This window comes from Pseudoalteromonas sp. 2CM39R (genome assembly GCF_023161845.1).
The window spans coordinates 353553-372538 of the sequence record NZ_JALNTM010000006.1 but is presented as its reverse complement, the minus strand read 5'-3'; the positions used below and the strand labels follow the sequence as shown (position 1 = coordinate 372538).

Sequence of the window (18986 nt, the reverse complement as noted above, 5' to 3'; positions counted from 1 at the left end):
GTGTGTTTAGCGCTATTTTAATTCTGAGTTTTTAAGTGTAGCTGGTATAGCGCTGGTTAGTGGGTGCTGTTTAGCAACGAATAGGTTTATGCCGTGTTTATCCAAAAGAGCTCTAAAGTTTAATATTGATGGGCCTTTAGCTATCACTTTTATCTGTTTAAGCTTAGTAATAGCCAACACCCCCTGCAACTGTAAATCGTAGCTTTCTTGTTGTAATACTCGTTTACTGAAGGTGGAGCTAAGGAGTAAATAATCACACTCTATTTCAGTCACCAAATTAAGCTCGCATTTGTCTTTTGCGAAATTGTTTAAGCCAATCGAATGACCGAGTTTTTTAAGCTGTTTTAAGTTCTCTAATTGCTGTGCGCTGGCATAACGCAGCTCCTGCTCATCAAACAACAAGCAAAGCTGTTCATTGTTTACCGGTTGTTTTAGTGTCGCTTTTAGTAAAGAAAATTCATGCTCTTCTAACAGTAAACTGGAGCAAGGCAATAGCGCAACGGCTATCTCTGCATTTTGTGCTTGTTGGTAAGCTTGTTGGATGAGTTGTAGTTCAACTTTGGTATGTTGTTCTTTATCATTCGCAAATTTCTTTAAAATATCAAAACTGGTAAAGCCAAGGACTGGGTGTTCACCAAAAGCCTCAAATAACGATGCACTCTGATAATGCTCATCCAAGGTGATAATATCTGAGCTACGAAACGTCATAGGCAATACATCAAGGTGATGCAATGTTTGTGACTCATGTTGCAACATAGGCTCAGTGAGCAGTGGATGAAATAACTCAAAGCGGTTTTTACCTGAATTTTTAGCATAATACATAGCAGCATCGGCGTCGCGAATGATTTCATCGGTATGTTTATAGCTTTGCTTTGAATAGGTTATCCCAATACTGGCGCCACTTTGTACACACACGCCTTTAGTACAAAACGGCTTTTGCATAATTTTTATAATGCGATTGGCAACATCTTCTGCCTGATTTGGCTCAGTTAAATGGGTTAGTAATACTACAAACTCATCTCCGCCTAGACGGGCTAATAAGTCATGCTCACGAATACATTGTGAGAATAGTTTACTAACACTAATTAAAAACTCATCGCCGGCATGATGCCCGAGCTGATCATTGATATCTTTAAACTTATCAAGGTCAATAAACAATACAGCAAAGTGCTCATTTGGATTGCGTTGATAATATTGCAGGGTTTTTTCTAGTTGAGTTAAAAATAAATTCCGATTTGGTAAGCCTGTTAGTGAGTCATGGTGAGCATCGTGATAAAGCTGTTGTTCTATTTTTTTACGTTCATCAATTTGCATTTGCAAATGTAAATTTGCTTGGCTCAATTCTTTAGTTTTTTCATTAACTCGTGAGGCAAGTTCTTGGTGGCTCTTTTTTAGTGCCTGTGAAGCTAATTTTGTTTGTAATACCGTGGCAATTTGATGCGATACAAAGGTGATTAGCTCTGCATCATCATGTGTAAAAAGGTGTTCATTATTATAAGCTTGGCAAACAATTAACCCTATAACGCCTTGCGAAGTTTTTAGCGGAGCGCCTAGCCAGCTGGTGGCTCTCTTGGATTCATCAATTGGTTTTTCACGCTCTACAATGCCACTATTTAATAACTCTTGTGCTCTTTGCGGATGAATTATTTGTGTTTCTTCGGTGCTTATAACCAGTTCACTGTAGCCTTTTGCAAAGCGCCGTGGTTGAGTGCTGCCTTGGAATTCATCGACACTGTAGGGAAAACTGATCCAACCTGATTCTTTATCATACAAGGCAATATAAAGGTTTTTTGCGTAAGTAATGGTTTTTATTATTTCGTGTATTTGAAAATAAGCATCATCTAAATTTTTGGCTTGGGTTGTCAGCTCTGAAATTTTGAATAATATTTGCTGGCGTTGCAGGGCACCTTTTCGCTGTTGTATTTCAACATTTAAAGCGTCATTACTTTGCGTTAATGCTCGGGTTCTTAATTTTACTTCTGATTCGAGTAACTCTCGTTTTTTAACCCGTTCAATTGCGGTGGCTAAATAGAGTGACATGGCCTCAAGCAGGTTTATTTGTTGCGAACTATAACCTTGTTCTGTGTCGTAACTTTGCGCGGCTAACACACCAATAATGTTTCTTTCTTGATAAACGGGAACGCCTACCCAGTGTTCTGCAGGTGTACCCAATGCTTTAAATAAGCCTTGCTGGGCAGCATCATGCATTTGCTGTTTGGTAAAGTAAGTGGTTTTCCCTTGCTTGAAGACATAACCCGTTGCGCCTTCTTCAAAATTATTATCTCGATTAAGTGGTACTGCAATGCCATCTTTTTCATCAGAAAAATAAGATAATTCTAACTGTTGTGACTGGGGATCAACCAGCACCACATAAAAGCTTTTACTCGGAACATACTTTTGTAAAATGTCATGAATAGCAGGGTAAAGTAAGGTTAGCTCGGCAACAGTACTTGCTTGCTCTGATAATTGTATCAGGGCATTGTGGAGGTGGTAGGCATGTTTGTACTTTTTTAATAGTGCTTTTAGTCGTTTATTTTGGCGCACTACGCTATTAGGTACAATAAGTTTATCTTCCAATGATGTTTAACCAGTTATAATTTTTTGTATAGTTATTAATCATTATAGTTCCACTTTTAACATTTTGCGTCAAGTAGATATTTTTCTTAATTATGTAGCTAAAACTCATGAATTAGAAACAAAAAAGGCTTACTAAAACGTAAACCTTTTATTTAAAGCATTTTGATTTGGCTAATTTTAGTTAGCGGTCATGAAATCGATTGCTGCGCTTATTTCATCATCAGAACAATCCATACACGTTCCACGCGGTGGCATGGCATTAAAGCCATTGATCGCATGATCTAATAAGGTGTCTTTTCCTTTAGCGATACGAGGAGCCCAATCGTCAGCTGATTTAGGAGCGCCTAAAGCACCTGTGCCGTGACAAGCAAAACAGGCTGCTTGATATACTTGCTCGCCTGAACGAGGACCTGTTGGTGCAGCAACCGCTACTTTCTCACCTTCAAGGTAAACAGCACCAATAGGCGCTAAACGTTTTTTAATTGCATCTTCAGTCATAGAGTTATCATATGGCTGTGCGTATGCGGTGGTTGCTAGCACAAGTAATGCTGCAGCTGATAGTTTTTTCATTTTGCCTTGCCCACTTCAATTTGAACGTGATCAATCACGATTTTAAATGACGGAATTTAGACCAATTATAACTCCACTCAGTGATTTATAAAATGCTCAGAGTCGATTTTATTTATAAATACGACTAATGATTGTCTTAACTCAATAAATTACCTAAATAAAACGGGATCATTAGACATCTAAATGCGATCAGAACCCTAATAATTAGCTAATGGCCAATACGTTACGTACTAGTTTTTCGATTCCTGCATCGGCATCCATAATTGATTGTGCCAACATATAAGCAGGTGTTGTAACCAGCTTATTATTTTTATCAATAACAATATCATCCACTTTACACTCAATATGCTCAGCGCCTAATGTGGTTAAAGCATCGGCCGTGTCGCTATCATTACCAATAGTGAGCTGTGGTTTATTATAAATGAATGGCAATAAAGCGGGTGCAATACACATATAACCGGTGGCTTTATTTGCTTTTGCAAATGCTTTACAAGCGCTCAGTACTTCGTCATTTACTTTCGCGTTAGTGCCATTAATAGCAAAGTCAGATAAGTTTTTAGCTACACCAAAGCCGCCAGGAATAATTAAAGCGTCAAATTGTGTAATGTCTAATTCAGCGAGTGACTTTATATTGCCACGGGTGATTCGAGCCGATTCCACTAATACATTACGCGACTCTGCCATTTCTTCACCAGTAATGTGATTAAGAGTATGGTACTGCGTAATATCGGGCGCAAAACACTGATATTTCGCGTTGTTTTTTTCAATGTGTAATAAAGTAAGCACTACTTCATTAATTTCACTGCCATCAAATACGCCACAACCTGCTAAAATTACCGCTATATTTTTCATATTATTTTGCTCCATTGAAGTCATTTTAATAAAGTTTAACACGACGAATCAGCCTATCTAAAAATTTATTTGCTGGTTTTTTAGCCGCAAAGTAAGTTGTTATGCGCTATATGCCATTTGATAACTAGTAAGGGTAAAAAAAATTATAAAGGATCGCTATGATCTTTGATCCATTATGCTAGAATGCTCATCCAGTTATTTAAATGGACGTAAATAATCAAAGTGGGTTACAACACCAGTAACGGTTTAAATGCCTTTTCCACATTGATAGAAGAATAATAAAAAAGAACCTCGAATTATCTTTTTTTAAACAAAACAATAAATTACAAACTAATCTAAGCATTTTGCTATGTTTCGGATGGATAGTTTGTGGGTGTTATCTACATAGTTATCCACAAGTTGCTAAAAATGTAGCGCCCTTAATCACATTAATTCACAGTCGTTTTATTTACTGCCTTATGGCATGCTTATACTTATATTACTTTTTTGTATTTAGGATCCAATTTTACCATGGCTCAGATCCCCGAAAACCCGCTTATTCTTGTTGATGGCTCTTCATATTTGTTTCGTGCTTATCATTCGCCACCTCATTTAACTAATTCTAAAGGTGAAGCCACCGGCGCTATTTATGGCGTGGTAAACATGCTGAAAAGTTTGATCAAACAATACGATCCTTCACATATGGTGGTGGTATTTGATGCTAAAGGTAAAACTTTTAGAAATGACATGTACAGCGAATATAAAGCGAATCGTCCACCAATGCCTGATGATCTGCGTACCCAAATAGCGCCGCTACATAGCATTATTAAAGCGATGGGCTTTCCATTAATTAGTATTGAAGGTGTGGAAGCTGATGACGTGATTGGTACATTTGCGCGCATTGCTTCTGAGCAACAACGCCATGTATTAGTATCAACTGGCGATAAAGATATGGCGCAGTTGGTTAATGAGCATGTCACCTTGATCAATACCATGACCGACAGTATTTCAGATCCCGACACTGTGGTTGAAAAGTTTGGTGTTGGACCTGAACTTATTATCGATTACTTAGCCTTAATGGGCGATAAAGTAGATAATATTCCTGGTGTTGAAGGGTGCGGGCCTAAAACTGCGGTTAAATGGTTACAAAAGTACGGATCGCTTCAGGGCGTAATTGATAATGCTGCTGATATCAAAGGTAAAATAGGTGAAAAGCTTGCAAAAGCGATTGATCATTTACCATTGAGCTATGAACTTGCCACTATTAAGTGTGATGTGGAGGTTGAATCCGATCTTGATACTTTTAAATTGCAAACACCGAATAAAGACGAATTAATTGCCTTATACGGTGAGTGTGAATTCCGTCGCTGGTTAGCTGAATTACTAGACAATCCAAAAGATGCTGACACACATTTAGCGGTCCCAACCCAAGAGAATGAGTTGCCAAAAGTTGAAGATGCGCACTATGAAACGATTTTAACTGAGGCCCAATTTAATACATTGATAGAGCAGCTCAATGAAGCTGAGCTATTTGCTTTTGATACTGAAACAACCAGTTTAGAGTATATGAAAGCGCAGTTGGTAGGGATGAGTTTCGCAGTAAAAGCAGGGGAAGCCGCCTACTTACCGGTTGCACATGATTACCCAGGTGCGCCTGAACAGCTAAGCCTTGAATTTGTGATGCAAAAGCTTGGGCCAATATTAGCTGACGAAAATAAAGCTAAAGTTGGTCAAAATTTAAAATATGATAAAAGTGTGCTTGCCAATGCTGGCTATGAATTAAATGGTATTAAGTTTGATACTATGTTGGAGTCTTATGTTTTTAACAGCGTAGGTACTCGTCATGATATGGATTCATTAGCACTTAAATATTTAGGCCACAAAAATATTAGCTTTGAAGACATTGCTGGTAAAGGTAAAAAGCAGCTCACGTTCAATCAAATTGAACTTGAAAAAGCGGCGCCTTATGCCGCAGAAGATGCCGATATTACTTTGCGTTTACACCAAGTACTATGGCCGAAACTTGAAGCGGATGAAAAGCTTAAATCGGTATTTGAAAATATAGAAATGCCACTAGTAAGCGTTATTTCTGACATTGAGCGCACCGGTGTTGCTATCGACAGCAATATGTTGGCCACGCATAGCCAACGCTTAGGTGAACGATTACTTGAGCTTGAAAAAGAAGCGTTTGAAATCGCAGGCGAACCGTTTAACTTAAGCTCGCCAAAGCAATTACAAGTACTGTTATTTGAAAAGCTAGAATTGCCCGTTATCAAAAAAACACCCAAAGGCGCGCCTTCTACAGCAGAAGAAGTACTGCAAGAATTAGCACACGATTACCCATTGCCTAAAGTGATTATTGAGCATCGCGGTTTATCTAAGCTTAAATCAACTTACACAGATAAATTGCCACTGATCGTGAATGAGCAAACCAAGCGTGTGCATACTTCTTATCATCAAGCGGTAACAGCAACGGGTCGATTAAGTTCAAGCGATCCTAACCTACAAAATATTCCTATTCGTTCAGAAGAAGGGCGCCGTATTCGTGAAGCCTTTATTGCTGCTGATGGATATAAAATTGTGGCGGCCGATTACAGCCAAATAGAGCTGCGTATTATGGCGCATCTTTCACAAGATAAAGGGTTGCTCAATGCCTTTGCAAATGGCTTAGATGTGCATAGCGCTACAGCTGCTGAGGTATTTGGAGTTGAGCTTGAAGAGGTTACATCTGATATGCGCCGTAAAGCTAAAGCCGTTAACTTTGGCTTAATTTATGGCATGTCGGCATTTGGTCTGGCACGTCAACTTGATGTACCACGCCATGAAGCGCAGCATTATATTGATAAATATTTTGAGCGTTTCCCTGGTGTTTTAGAATACATGGAAACGACCCGTGAAAAAGCAGCAGAAAATGGTTACGTAGAAACTATTTTTGGCCGCCGCTTACATTTACCAGAAATAAATGCCCGCAATGGAGCACGCCGCAAAGGCGCTGAGCGCGCAGCAATTAATGCCCCTATGCAAGGCACTGCTGCCGATATTATTAAAAAAGCCATGTTAACAGTACATGCATGGGTTAACCAGCAAGCGCCTAATACGGTTAAGTTACTTATGCAGGTACACGATGAATTGGTATTTGAGATTAAAACAGAGTGCACTGAGCAATACACTCAGCAAATTTGTGAGCTGATGTCACAAGCGGCACAGCTAGATGTGCCACTTATAGTTGAAGCTGACGAAGGTGATAACTGGGAACAAGCGCACTAATTTGGTATGCCAAGGATGCCTTGTCTTAGGTAAACACAACAGTTAAAAAGAATTATTTAAAAGCGCCAATAGGCGCTTTTCTTTTAGCTTGCAGGTTAAAAAAAAGTTAAATTAAACAGCAGTTTGTATTAAATCGTTAGAGGTTCATCAATTCGCTTCGAATATCGATAATATGCTTGTATTTTTACGCTTGCTTTTGGTAAAGTGCCGCCCGTCCTCATCCTGTAGGACATCCTGTTGATGATGCATCGTAAGATGCAACGTATTGATAGCTTCTCCCCAGTTTGCTATATCGGCCTATCATATATTTGATGGGCCGTTTTTTTATAGCTTTACTCCAAAGCGTTAAATTTATTCTCTAATTGCACTTAGCGTTTCAAGTGATACCATCAGTTTACTGTGCGTTTTCTTTTTAACTCAGCGTATTAGTGATTTTCAATTTGACTGATCAAAGTATTATTTTTTCGGGTATAAATCTTTTATTTTAGGAGTGCATTATGTTTAAAACGTTAGCTGTAGCAGGTTTATCTTTATCATGTTTACTAGTTTCAGGTGTTGCATCGGCAAACTGGCAGTTACTCAACGATAAAAGCCAATTAAGTTTTGTCTCAATTAAAAAAAATAGCATTGCTGAGGCAAGCCATTTTACTCAGTTATCAGGGCAATTGAGTGAGCAAGGTCAGTTTAGCGTAAATGTTGATTTAACCTCAGCTGAAACGTTTATTCCTATTCGTAACGAGCGCCTAAGCAAAATTTTGTTTGAATCTGACACTTTTGCAAATGCAGTATTAACCGCTGACTTATCTGATAAATTGTCACTTATTAAGCAGCCTGGGCAGTACGTATTAAAAGGTGTTAGCGCCGAGCTAGACTTTCACGGTCATAAAAAGCCACTTGCAGTTGATGTACTTGTTAGTAGTGCGGAAAACGGGGATTTAAGCGTTGCATCATTTACACCTATCATTATTAATAGCGATGACTTTAAAGTCACCGAAGGGATAATGCAGTTACAAAAACTAGCCGGCTTACCTTCGATTGCTACTGCGGTACCGATTACTTTTGCACTGACCTTTAAAAAACAGTGATTTCTCTTAACGAACTTAGTAAGCAACTAAGCGAGCCAAGTAAACCTTTTGAACAATGGCAGCCTGCTCATTGCGGGCAATTGCCACTGCTGATTGACGAGCAAGGTAAATGGTTTTATGCGGGTAGTGAAATTACCCGCCAAGCCATGATAAAACTGTTTGCTAGTGTGTTGTGCCGCGAAGATGGACAGTTTTATTTAAAAACGCCAGTAGAGAAAATTGCGATTGAGGCTAAGGATGCGCCATTTATTATTGTAAGTTGGCATCGTGAGTCGACATCTGATGGCGATGTTATTTGTTGTATTGATAATCTACAGCGTACCTGGCTACTAAGTCGTGCTGAGCCGCTATATATTAATAATTACAAAGGCGCTGCAGTGCCTTATATGCAATTACCCTATGGTTGTTTTGCGCGAGTTGCCAGAAATGTGTTTTATCAGTGGGCTGAAATAGCCGAAACAGATGAGCTCGGCTATTTTATTACCTCCGCGAATGAGCGGTTTTATTTAGGGTAATTACTCTGTGTCAGCAGGTGGAATTGCTACGATTGGACCTAAGTACCACTCATCTAACTTTTTAGCGACTTCTGGTAAGCCTGTGCCTTTAAGTGATGAAAATGCATGAACTGTTATATCGCCATCTAATTCACTCAATTCACGACGAACACTAAGTACCTGTGATTTACGTGGACCTTGCTTGAGCTTATCTGCTTTAGTTAATAGTGCCAATACTGGAATTTCACTACCTACAGCCCAATTAATTAAATCGCGGTCTAAATCTTTTAATGGATGACGAATATCCATTAACACCACAATACCTTTTAAGCTTTGACGTTTTTGTAGGTATTCGCCTAGCGACTTTTGCCATTTCTTTTTCATTTCAATTGGCACTTTCGCAAAACCATAACCTGGTAAGTCAATTAGGCGCATGTCATCGACATCGGCAAGTTCAAATGTGTTGATCAGCTGAGTACGGCCAGGTGTTTTACTAGTACGTGCTAACTTTTGATCGGTAAGGGCATTAAGCGCACTTGATTTACCTGCATTTGAGCGACCGGCAAACGCGACTTCAATTCCCGTATCAGCAGGTAATTTAGTGATGTCTGGCGCGCTTGTAACAAAAGACGCAGTGTTATACTTGATACGAGATTTGAGCACAGGCTCTCCTAAAACTAAAAAAAATAACATTGGGTAAACCAAATTCACCCGTGGCGCGTATTTTATACTATAAAGTAGCTATTAAAAAGTGTATTTGAGCATGTAAAACCGTTGCTGATGGTACATTTTAACTGGCTTAGCGATTAATTTTACTCAAAACCCTATAATTTATAGGTTTAATGTGTGTAGAAAACGTGCCAGAGAATTTAATATCGTGTAGAATATAAAAATCACAACATCCATATTGTAGATGATACAGGGTCGGAAACAGAGAATTCACCATGAAAAAAATAGCACTATCTTTAACTATATTGCTTGGTGCGTTGTCAGCAAGCAACGCAACAGCATTTGATGGCGATGTAAACGCAGGTAAAGAAAAATCAGCAACGTGTGCGGCTTGTCACGGCCCAGACGGTAATGCGCCGGTTAACATCTACCCAAAAATTGCAGGCCAACACGCAGATTACATATATAAGCAACTTACTGAATTTAAATTAGGTATGACTTCGGGCGGTAAAGAAGGTCGAATGAATCCAGTAATGAGCGGTATGGCAATGCCATTGAGCGATCAAGATATGAAAGACTTATCTGCTTATTTTGCTTCTTTGAATATGTCTGAAGGTGCTACACCTAAAGATGTTCAAGAAACAGGCGCTATGTTGTACAAAGCGGGTGACGCTGAACGCGGAATTCCATCATGTGCGGCTTGTCATGGTCCACGTGGTAATGGCTCTTCATTAGCTAAATTCCCAAAAATTTCTTTTCAACATCCAGAATACATCAAGTCACAACTTGAACAGTTCAGAGATGGCACTCGTAATAACGACCTAAATGGTGTTATGCAAGATATTGCTCAGAAATTAACTGATAAAGACATTGAAACATTATCTAAATACCTTGGCGGCCTACACTAAAGTCGTATTTATTTAGATATTGTTAACATAATACAATGTTAAGTAGACAAAAAGCAGCCTTGGCTGCTTTTTTTGTTTCTGCAATGACCGATAAAGCCCCTTTACTTGTAAGACATTGACCATACTCTATTGTAAGAAAAGTCTCATTTTATTTTTGTTTTTCAATTTAACTTATTGTAATTTATGATTTTTAACGTCTTTTGTTATGTTTTACATAAGAAAAAAGATATAAATTAGTTGTAACAAAATTATTAACGAGTAAATTAACCCCTGTCGCAACAATAATAACAAATAGGAAAACGTTATAAGGATCGTAGCGCGGCACGACTGAATAGCACATTGAGAGTGCTACTAAAGGAAATAACAAAAAAGTGTCAGGAAAGACCGAAAATAATAAAAACTCATGGAAGTTTAATAATAAAAACAAAATGGAATGCTACACGGAAGATAAATAATAATAATACGGATAAAGAAATAATAATAAAAATAATAAAGACTAAAAAGTCGAAGGGAGAAGTGTCCATATAATGGCGCTCAGATTAGCAGGCGGTAGAGATGTTTTCTCTACCGCCTTTTTATTTGTCCTGTTACAATACCCCCGTTTAAAAAAAGCATCTAAATATGCTTTGGCGTATATAGAGAAACCCAACCTCTAAAACGCAAACCGAATTCTTCTGGCTAGGCCAGCATCGCGATGCCCATTGAGTTGCGCCTCGCTCAAAACCTCTTAAGTGAGACGATCAAGATATGAGTAGAAAGAAAAAGTCACGTAAAATTCCATCAAATGGACCCGTTCGTTTAAGCCAAGATAAGCTTAAAGAAATGCGTGCATTGAAAGAGCAACGTGTAAAGAAAACCAAAGGCGCTAAGCCTGGTTCACGTAATGCACCTGATGTATTGAGTAATGACACTCAAAAAACAGGTTCGGCTGCTAAAGACAAACGTGTTGGTAGTAAAAAAGCAGTACCATTAGTTGCCCCAGCCGCTGAACCAAAAGTCGAAATGAAACGTAACCTTAAGCCTGTAGCAGAGCTTAAAAAGGCGATTGAGCCTGAGTTAACGCCTGAGCAAGAATTAGAGGCGCTTGAAAATGATGAGCGCTTGCTTAAATTAGTTGAGCGTCATGAGCAAGGTGAAATGCTAACGGGTAAAGATGCTAAATACTTTAATAGCCGTATAGCGCGTCACCAAGTGCTGTGTAAGTTATTAGGCATTGAAGATGAAGAAGAATTTGAAGATGACTTCAGTGATGAAGAAAGTAATTCAGATTTTGATCAATACCTATCAAACGACCTAGCTAATGAATGGCTAGATGACGACGAAGATAAGTAATAAGGATACGCAATGAGTACAGCAGTGATCTTAGCCTTAGTTGTAGGTGCTGCTATTATAGCGGGCTTGGCATTTTATGCGGGTCAGTTGCTCTACAAGCTAAATGTGCAAAAAAAGCTAATTAGCAAACAACAGGCAGAGCAACAGCAAAAACTTAAGCAGTCGCGTTTAAAACGTAATGCAAAGCTAGCCGATAGTATTCATTTAATTGCACGTGCGATGAATGAAAAGCAATGTGATTACTCTGAGGGCTGTTTACGTATTTGGGTGCTGATGTCGCAATATAGTTTTGATACTGAGCGTGACTTAACAACTGCATACCCAGGCATTTATAAAATGTACGACGTGGTAAAAGAAATGCCAACTCACGATTCGCGCAAAAAGTACGCTAAAAAAGAAATTTTTAAGCAAGATACCGCACGCTGGCGCGCAGAAGAATCACTGAGTGATGAAATTGAAGCTGACTGTAAAAAAATTATTGTTGAGTTTAAAGCAGCCCAAGGCAGCGAAAACGTGGTTTTTAACTAGCACTTAAATTTTACAGCATAAAAAAAGCAGACCTAGGTCTGCTTTTTTTATGCGCGCTATTTTTTAAATTATATAACCCGTGAGAAGCGAGTGGCATTTATTTGTTTTTGTAAGTGCGCATCAAAGCACATACAAATAATACGAATAAATAAATTCCCTTTTGGTGTTACGCTAATTAGGTTGTTTTCTATTGTTACCATTTCATCGGCAATTAATGGTGCGAGTGCCTCTAAGGCATCTTTAAAGTAGTCATTAAAGCTGATTTTATGTCTGTTCGCGAATACGCTCATATCAAGCTCAAACTGGCAAATAAGTTGTTTAATTGCATCCGCTCGAATAAGGTCATCTTGGGTTAAATGCATGCCTTTATTAATGGCACTGCCTGCTTGCTCATCGATTGTTTGGTAATAGTGTTTTAGCTCTTTCTTATTTTGTAGTATGGCTGTGCCTATTTGCGATATTGACGAGACCCCTAAGCCTAGTAAATCACATTCTCCATGGGTAGTGTAACCTTGAAAGTTACGATGAAGTTGGCCGCTATTTTGAGCAATAGCCAATTCATTATCAACTTTTGCAAAGTGATCCATACCTATAAATTGATAGCCCGCCTGTGTCATTTGCTCTAGGGTATTTTTGAACATAGTGAGCTTATTATGGGCACTGGGTAAATCAGCATCTTTTATTTTACGTTGAGCGGCAAAACGATCAGGTAAATGAGCGTAGTTAAATATTGAAACACGGTCGGGGTCTAAAGCAATCAGTTGCTCAATAGTTTGCTTAAAACTCTCAGGTGTTTGTAGAGGCAGGCCATAAATCATATCTGCATTAATTGATTTAAAGCCTAATTGTTTTGCTTGGGTAATTAACTGCTTTACCTCATCAACATGTTGAGGGCGGTTAACAGCTAGCTGAACTTGATCATTAAAGTCTTGAATACCAAATGACACACGATTAAATCCCATCTCGCTTAAGTCAATCAGCATATTGTCAGCCAGTGAGCGAGGGTCTATTTCTATACCGCGCTCACAGGTATCGCTAAAGTTAAAGTGTTGCTCTAGTAGCTTTACTAAGCGAGTCATTTGGGCTGCGGTCAAAAAGGTTGGAGTACCGCCTCCTAAATGTAATTGCTCAACCCGATAGTCTTGAAATAGCGGCGCTTGTGCCACGATTTCTTTAGCTAAAAAATCTAGGTAGGTATCAGCTTTAGATTGATGGCGAGTAATGACTTTATTACAGCCACAGTAATAGCAAAGCTGGCTACAAAAAGGAATGTGAATATATAAAGACAAAGCACGGGTTTGCGATGATTCAATAGCGCTAATCAAATCTTGTTGCTGATAGCCGTCGGCTAACGAAAGTGCAGTCGGGTAAGACGTGTAACGCGGGCCCGATACATTGTATTTGTTTATTAAAGTTTGATCCCATTGAGGAAGTTTAATCATCACACGCACCTTATCTTTTAAGTTGCTGCGTATTGTAAAAAAGGAAAGGGGAAGGGGGTTTGATCTACAACAAAAAAAGGTGCCGTAGCACCTTTTTAGTATGTAACGTGGCTGCGTTACATTATGGCGTCTTTTAAATACTGAAATAGCTCTTTGTAGCCTCTCGCAGGCTTTTCTGCTTTTACTTCTTTGGCCGCATTACGCACCAGTTGGCGCATTTTTTGGCGCTCAAGAGCTGGGTATTGTTCAATTGTTTCGTTGATTAAGTCATCGCCTTGCTCAATTAAATCACTGCGCAGCTGCTCAATCTTTTTGATCATAACCTCTGCTTGGTTATTTTTATTAAGCATTACATCAATGATCGCTTTAATTTCTTCAATGTTTTCTACTGTACGAAGGGTTTTTGCTATGTAATTTAAGTGGCGGCGGTATGCATCACTTTTATTACTAATTTTATCGGCAACAACCATTGCTTCTTTTAAGTCATCATTAAGCGGTAAGCGTTCGCGCTGCTTTTTACCCATTTTGGCAATTTCAGACCCTAACTGATGAAACTCTTGCGCTTCGCGCTTAAGTTCACTTTTTGATACATATATAATTTCTTCTTCAATTTCAGCAGGCTTGCCTTTTTTCTTCGCCATGGGGTGCTCTTAAGTAAAAATAACTTTGTCTATTATACGCGATTCTTTTAGTGATTAATATTAGCTGATGTGGTGCAGTGAGTGTGTTAGCATTTAAATATAAAAAATGTGTGCAACATGGCCTTCAGGGCTCAGGACAGAATTTATGAAAAGCCAACACCAAGATCCAATATATTCGCAAATTTCTCAAGTAAAAGATGCCGTTTCTGAAGTACTCGAACATGCTAAAAAGTTAGGCGCTACTGCTGCAGAAGCTGCTATGTCGAGCACATCAGGGCTGTCGGTAAGTACGCGCATGGGCGAGGTAGAAACCATCGAGTTTAATCAAGACGGTGGTTTAGGTATTAGCGTGTATGTTGGTAATAACAAAGGCTCCGCCTCTACGGCTGACTTAAATCCAAAAACATTGCGATCTGTGGTCGAAAAAGCCATAGATATTGCTAAATTCACCTCAGATGATCCGTGTAATGGTATTGCTGATAAAGAATTACTTGAGTTTTCGCCTAAAGATTTAGATTTATTTCATCCTTGGGATGTAAGTCCTGAGCAAGGGATTGATTTATGTCATGCTGCTGAGCAAGCCGCATTAAATGCGGATGAGCGAATTGTGAATTCTGATGGTGCTAGCTTTTCTTCACACCAAGGGCTGCGAGTGTATGGCAATAGTCATGGTTTAATTGCAGGCTACCCAAGAACACGCCATAGCATAAGCACTATGGTAATAGGCAAAGAGGGCGAGCATATGCAGCGCGACTCAGCCTACACAATTTCCCGCGATCAAGCAGGGCTAAAAGATGCTGCAAGTGTTGGGCTTGAAGCCGCTGCAGAAACCCTAGCTAAACTAAACAGTCAAAAACTAGGTACCATGAAAGTGCCGGTTATTTTTAGAGCCGATATTGCTAACTCATTGTTTGGCCATTTAGTGTCAGCGATAGGCGGTGGCGCACTGTATCGTAAATCCAGTTTTTTACTGGATAGCTTAGGTACACAAGTGTTCAGCAAAACCGTTAATATTTCAGAGCGCCCACACTTATTAAAAGGGTTAGCATCATCACCTTTTGATAGCGAAGGGGTTAAAACTCTAGACAGAGAAATAATACACGGTGGTGAATTGCAAACATATTTATTAGCGAGCTACGCAGCGCGTAAAATGAATATGACGCCAACAGGCCATGCCGGTGGTATTCATAACTGGTTGGTTGAGCAAACCCATCAGGACTTAGCTACACTATTGAAAACCATGGGCACGGGTTTGTTAGTCACTGAACTTATGGGGCAGGGTGTAAATACCGTGACTGGTGACTACTCTCGTGGTGCAGCTGGTTTTTGGGTTGAAAATGGTGAAATACAGTACCCAGTAAGTGAAATAACTATTGCTGGTAACTTAAGAGATATGTTTAAAGGTATTTCAGCTATTGGTGGCGATATAGAGCGACGTGGTGGTATTCAAACGGGCTCAGTGCTGATTGAGCAAATGCAAATTGCGGGTGCTTAATACCCATCCACAATAATACTTAATTCAGCGAATTGGTATACACCCACTTTGTTTGCTTAAATTAAGCTTAATTTAAGCAAACTTTCCTTTGAGGTTTTTAAGGTGTGATATGGCTAAAGATAGATATGCGCCAAAACCATTAACCGACATTATGGCCGGGCTAAACAACCGTTTAGCAGCCTATGCGGGAAAAAGCCAAGCATTGGATACACAGCAACAACTGTTACGCGATTTTTTAGGGCCTAAGCTAGGCGATAAATGTCGAGTAAGTAATTATCGTGACGGCACACTGATGATAGAAGCTGTTTCAGCTCCTATTGCTCTTAGGCTTAATTATTTAAAAATGGATATGCAGTCTCATTTTAGAGCCGCAGGTATGGCAGAGCTTGGACAAATAAAAATTACCGCCAATCCACAAGCAACTCAACGATTAAGTAATCGTCCTAAAGCGACAGATAGCCAAGCGACTAACTCTCTTAAAATGAGTGAGCAAACGGCTGATTATTTGAATGCGATCGCCGATTCTGCTCCTCCTTCATTAAAAGAAAAGCTGCAGCGCTTAGCATTACATGGCAAAAGTAAGCCCTAGCTAGCCCTCATGCTAGGCTCTTTTTCACGCTTTGAACAAACGCAAAATACTTTGTTACATATTCGATTTTATTGTTATTTAAATCAGGTTTATTATGCTTAGCTAGTGCTTCCTAAATTAGGTTGTAGCTGATGCGTATTTCATTAAGCAGGTAATAGACTGCATCCTATTGTTGTTTTTTTGAGTTATCAAATCTTAATGAAATGCGTATTTATTCTAATTAATATACGGAATTCTTATGAAAAAAATAACAATGACTGCCGCCAGTATTGCATTGGCGTTAGGTTTGGTTGGCTGCGGCGAAAAGCCACAACAAATGAAAGCAGAATCAACCACAGTAACTGCACCGGTGGCGGCTCCTGGTGCGCTAGGTGTTGATTTACAAAATATGGATAAAAGTGTTCGTGCACAGGATGATTTTTATTACCATGTTAATGGTCAATGGTTAGCAAAAACTGAGATTCCAGGTGACAAGTCTAACTATGGGTCGTTCTCACAGTTATATGATGAATCGCAAAAAGCAATGAAAACAGTGCTTGAAAACGCCAGTGCTAATAGTAGTGCAAAACCAGGTTCAGATGAATATAAGATTGGTGCATTTTATTCTAGCTATATGGCTGAAAATGCTCGTGAAGAGTTAGGTATTTTGCCACTTGAGCCAGCTATTAAAAGCATTGATACAGTGAAAGATAAAGCCGCGTTGGTCACACTGATGGCACAGCTACAAGTTAAAGGTGGCGATCTTCCTTTTGGCTGGTATGTTAATAATGACGCTAAAAACTCAAGTGAAAATGCGCTTTATGCCTATCAAGCGGGACTTGGTTTACCTGACCGCGACTACTATTTAAAAGATGATGAAAAATTCACAAAAATTCGCGCGGCTTATCAAACGTATATCACCGATATTTTAGCTAAAGCTGGCGTTAATAATGCCGCTGATGCAGCCAAAGCGATATTAGCACTTGAAACGACACTTGCTGATGCACAGTGGAGCCGAGTGCAAAGCCGTGATGCAACTAAGTCATACAATAAAATGACGGTAGCTGAAGCTAACTCGCTAATGGGTGAGTTTGATTTAAATGCCTATTTCGAAGCAGTTGGCGTTGATGTTCAAAAGTTAATTGTGCGCCAACCAAGTTACTTTGAAAAATTTGCAGAGATTTTTAACAATACTGACTTAGCTGTTTGGCAAAACTATTTAAAATTCCATTTTGTTAGTAATTACGCGCAGCTACTTAATAAAGATTTAGTGGATTTGAAGTTTAATTTTTACAGCACCACGTTGCGTGGTGTTGAAGAGCAAGCACCACTTTGGAAGCAAGCCGTTGATGCATCAAACAGTGTACTGGGTGAAATTTTAGGTAAAGTCTACGTTAAAGAAAACTTCCCGCCAGAAGCAAAAGCACGTATGGAAGAGTTAGTTGATAATGTGATTAAAGGCTATTCAGTGGCAATTGAAAACCTTGAGTGGATGAGCCCTGAAACAAAAGTGGCGGCGCAAGAAAAACTCAATAAGTTTACCCCTAAAATTGGTTACCCAGATAAATGGAAAGATTACTCAGATTTAGCGATTAACCCTGATGAACTGGTAGGTAACTATATTCGCTACAGTGAATGGGCTTATGCAGATATGATTGCTAAATTAGGTAAGCCAGTTGATCGCTCTGAGTGGCATATGACTCCACAAACAGTGAATGCTTACTACAATCCAGTGAATAACGAAATAGTATTCCCTGCGGCGATTCTGCAGCCTCCTTTCTTTAATTTAGAAGCTGATGATGCTGTTAACTATGGTGCTATTGGTGCGGTTATTGGCCATGAGTTAGGCCATGGCTTTGACGACCAAGGGGCAAAATACGACGGTGATGGCAATTTACGTAATTGGTGGAGCGAGTCAGACCTTAAGCAGTTTGAACAGCGAAGTGCTGCCTTAGTTGCACAGTATAATCAATATAAACCGTTTGAAGATGCCAGCGTTAATGGTGAGCTGACACTGGGTGAAAACATTGGTGATTTAGGCGGCTTAACCGTCGCTTATAAAGCGTATCAGCTATCGCTGGGTGATTCGAAAGCGCCCATTATTGAAGGCTATACGGGCGACCAACGCTTCTTTATGGGCTGGTCGCAAATTTGGCGTCGTAAATACCGTGATGAGGCGCTACGTAATCGTTTAATGACCGATTCACATTCACCGAGTCATTATCGCGTAATTGGTATTTTGTCGAACATGCCAGAATTTTACCAAGCGTTTGATGTTAAAGAGGGCGATAAAATGTATATCAAGCCTGAAGATCGCGTAAAAATTTGGTAATTTAAGCTAAAATTAGCTTAAACTAATCGCAAAATAAAAAGCCAGTGAGCATCATGTTCACTGGCTTTTTAGTTACTTATATACCTGATAATAAAACTAGGGTCTGTTGACCTTTGCGGATTAAAATTTGTTCAAACTAGGGGCGGTTTAATCGCGGCGCGAGGTTTGTAACCTAGTGGGCTAAGTAAAAACCGAGCAACAAAGAGTAAATTGCCCCTAGGCAGAACCCTTCGGGCAGCAACTGTTT

The 18986-nt window shown here is 39.4% G+C and carries 15 protein-coding genes; 9 read left to right on the top strand and 6 right to left on the bottom strand.

Going from position 1 to position 18986, the window contains the following annotated elements; all coding sequences use genetic code 11:
* Positions 1-12: 12 nt before the first annotated feature.
* From MTF66_RS16230 to elbB, 3 genes are all read right to left on the bottom strand, one after another.
* Positions 13-2577, bottom strand: coding sequence for a diguanylate cyclase domain-containing protein (locus tag MTF66_RS16230; protein WP_138569773.1), 2565 nt, complete (start codon positions 2575-2577; stop codon positions 13-15).
* A 177-nt stretch (positions 2578-2754) separates the two neighbouring features.
* A complete protein-coding gene (locus MTF66_RS16225) occupies positions 2755-3147 on the bottom strand; it encodes a cytochrome c5 family protein (RefSeq protein ID WP_008112730.1) in 393 nt (130 codons plus the stop codon).
* Between the two features lie 204 nt (positions 3148-3351).
* Positions 3352-3999, bottom strand: a complete 648-nt coding sequence (gene elbB / locus MTF66_RS16220; RefSeq protein WP_010390362.1) for an isoprenoid biosynthesis glyoxalase ElbB — start codon at positions 3997-3999, stop codon at positions 3352-3354.
* Between the two features lie 510 nt (positions 4000-4509).
* Between elbB and polA the strand changes: the two genes are divergently transcribed.
* From polA to MTF66_RS16205, 3 genes are all read left to right on the top strand, one after another.
* A complete protein-coding gene (gene polA / locus MTF66_RS16215) occupies positions 4510-7245 on the top strand; it encodes a DNA polymerase I (RefSeq protein WP_008467914.1) in 2736 nt (911 codons plus the stop codon).
* A gap of 497 nt (positions 7246-7742) precedes the next feature.
* Positions 7743-8330, top strand: a complete 588-nt coding sequence (locus MTF66_RS16210; protein ID WP_138622897.1) for a YceI family protein — start codon at positions 7743-7745, stop codon at positions 8328-8330.
* On the top strand, positions 8327-8845 hold the full coding sequence (locus MTF66_RS16205; protein WP_138622899.1) for a DUF1285 domain-containing protein: 519 nt from the start codon (positions 8327-8329) through the stop codon (positions 8843-8845). The genes MTF66_RS16210 and MTF66_RS16205 overlap by 4 nt, the downstream gene beginning before the upstream one ends.
* Here the strand turns inward: MTF66_RS16205 and yihA are convergent, their stop codons facing one another.
* Positions 8846-9487, bottom strand: a complete 642-nt coding sequence (gene yihA / locus MTF66_RS16200) for a ribosome biogenesis GTP-binding protein YihA/YsxC (protein WP_041709727.1) — start codon at positions 9485-9487, stop codon at positions 8846-8848.
* Between the two features lie 281 nt (positions 9488-9768).
* Between yihA and MTF66_RS16195 the strand changes: the two genes are divergently transcribed.
* The 3 genes from MTF66_RS16195 to MTF66_RS16185 all read left to right on the top strand — a co-directional run bounded on the left by MTF66_RS16195 (position 9769) and on the right by MTF66_RS16185 (position 12261).
* Positions 9769-10401 (top strand): cytochrome c, encoded by a 633-nt coding sequence (locus MTF66_RS16195; RefSeq protein ID WP_010390373.1) that lies wholly within the window; start codon positions 9769-9771, stop codon positions 10399-10401.
* 747 nt (positions 10402-11148) lie between these two features.
* The gene (gene yihI / locus MTF66_RS16190; RefSeq protein ID WP_138622901.1) at positions 11149-11733 is read left to right on the top strand and encodes a Der GTPase-activating protein YihI; all 585 of its coding nucleotides are present in this window, start codon (positions 11149-11151) and stop codon (positions 11731-11733) included.
* A gap of 12 nt (positions 11734-11745) precedes the next feature.
* Complete coding sequence (locus MTF66_RS16185; RefSeq protein ID WP_010390378.1) at positions 11746-12261, top strand: DUF2489 domain-containing protein; 516 nt, start codon at positions 11746-11748, stop codon at positions 12259-12261.
* A 68-nt stretch (positions 12262-12329) separates the two neighbouring features.
* Here MTF66_RS16185 and hemN read toward each other — a convergent pair whose 3' ends face one another.
* Positions 12330-13703, bottom strand: coding sequence for an oxygen-independent coproporphyrinogen III oxidase (gene hemN / locus MTF66_RS16180; protein WP_248527660.1), 1374 nt, complete (start codon positions 13701-13703; stop codon positions 12330-12332).
* 116 nt (positions 13704-13819) lie between these two features.
* Positions 13820-14344 carry a ribosome biogenesis factor YjgA gene (gene yjgA / locus MTF66_RS16175; RefSeq protein ID WP_010390384.1) on the bottom strand — a complete coding sequence of 175 codons (525 nt, stop codon included), beginning with the start codon at positions 14342-14344 and terminating at the stop codon, positions 13820-13822.
* A gap of 145 nt (positions 14345-14489) precedes the next feature.
* On the opposite strand from yjgA, the gene pmbA reads away from it, so the two are divergent.
* From pmbA to MTF66_RS16160, 3 genes are all read left to right on the top strand, one after another.
* A complete protein-coding gene (gene pmbA, locus MTF66_RS16170) occupies positions 14490-15839 on the top strand; it encodes a metalloprotease PmbA (protein ID WP_138569778.1) in 1350 nt (449 codons plus the stop codon).
* A 109-nt stretch (positions 15840-15948) separates the two neighbouring features.
* On the top strand, positions 15949-16428 hold the full coding sequence (locus tag MTF66_RS16165; RefSeq protein ID WP_054202561.1) for a DUF721 domain-containing protein: 480 nt from the start codon (positions 15949-15951) through the stop codon (positions 16426-16428).
* 238 nt (positions 16429-16666) lie between these two features.
* A complete protein-coding gene (locus MTF66_RS16160; protein ID WP_248527659.1) occupies positions 16667-18739 on the top strand; it encodes a M13 family metallopeptidase in 2073 nt (690 codons plus the stop codon).
* The last annotated feature ends 247 nt before the right edge of the window (positions 18740-18986 follow it).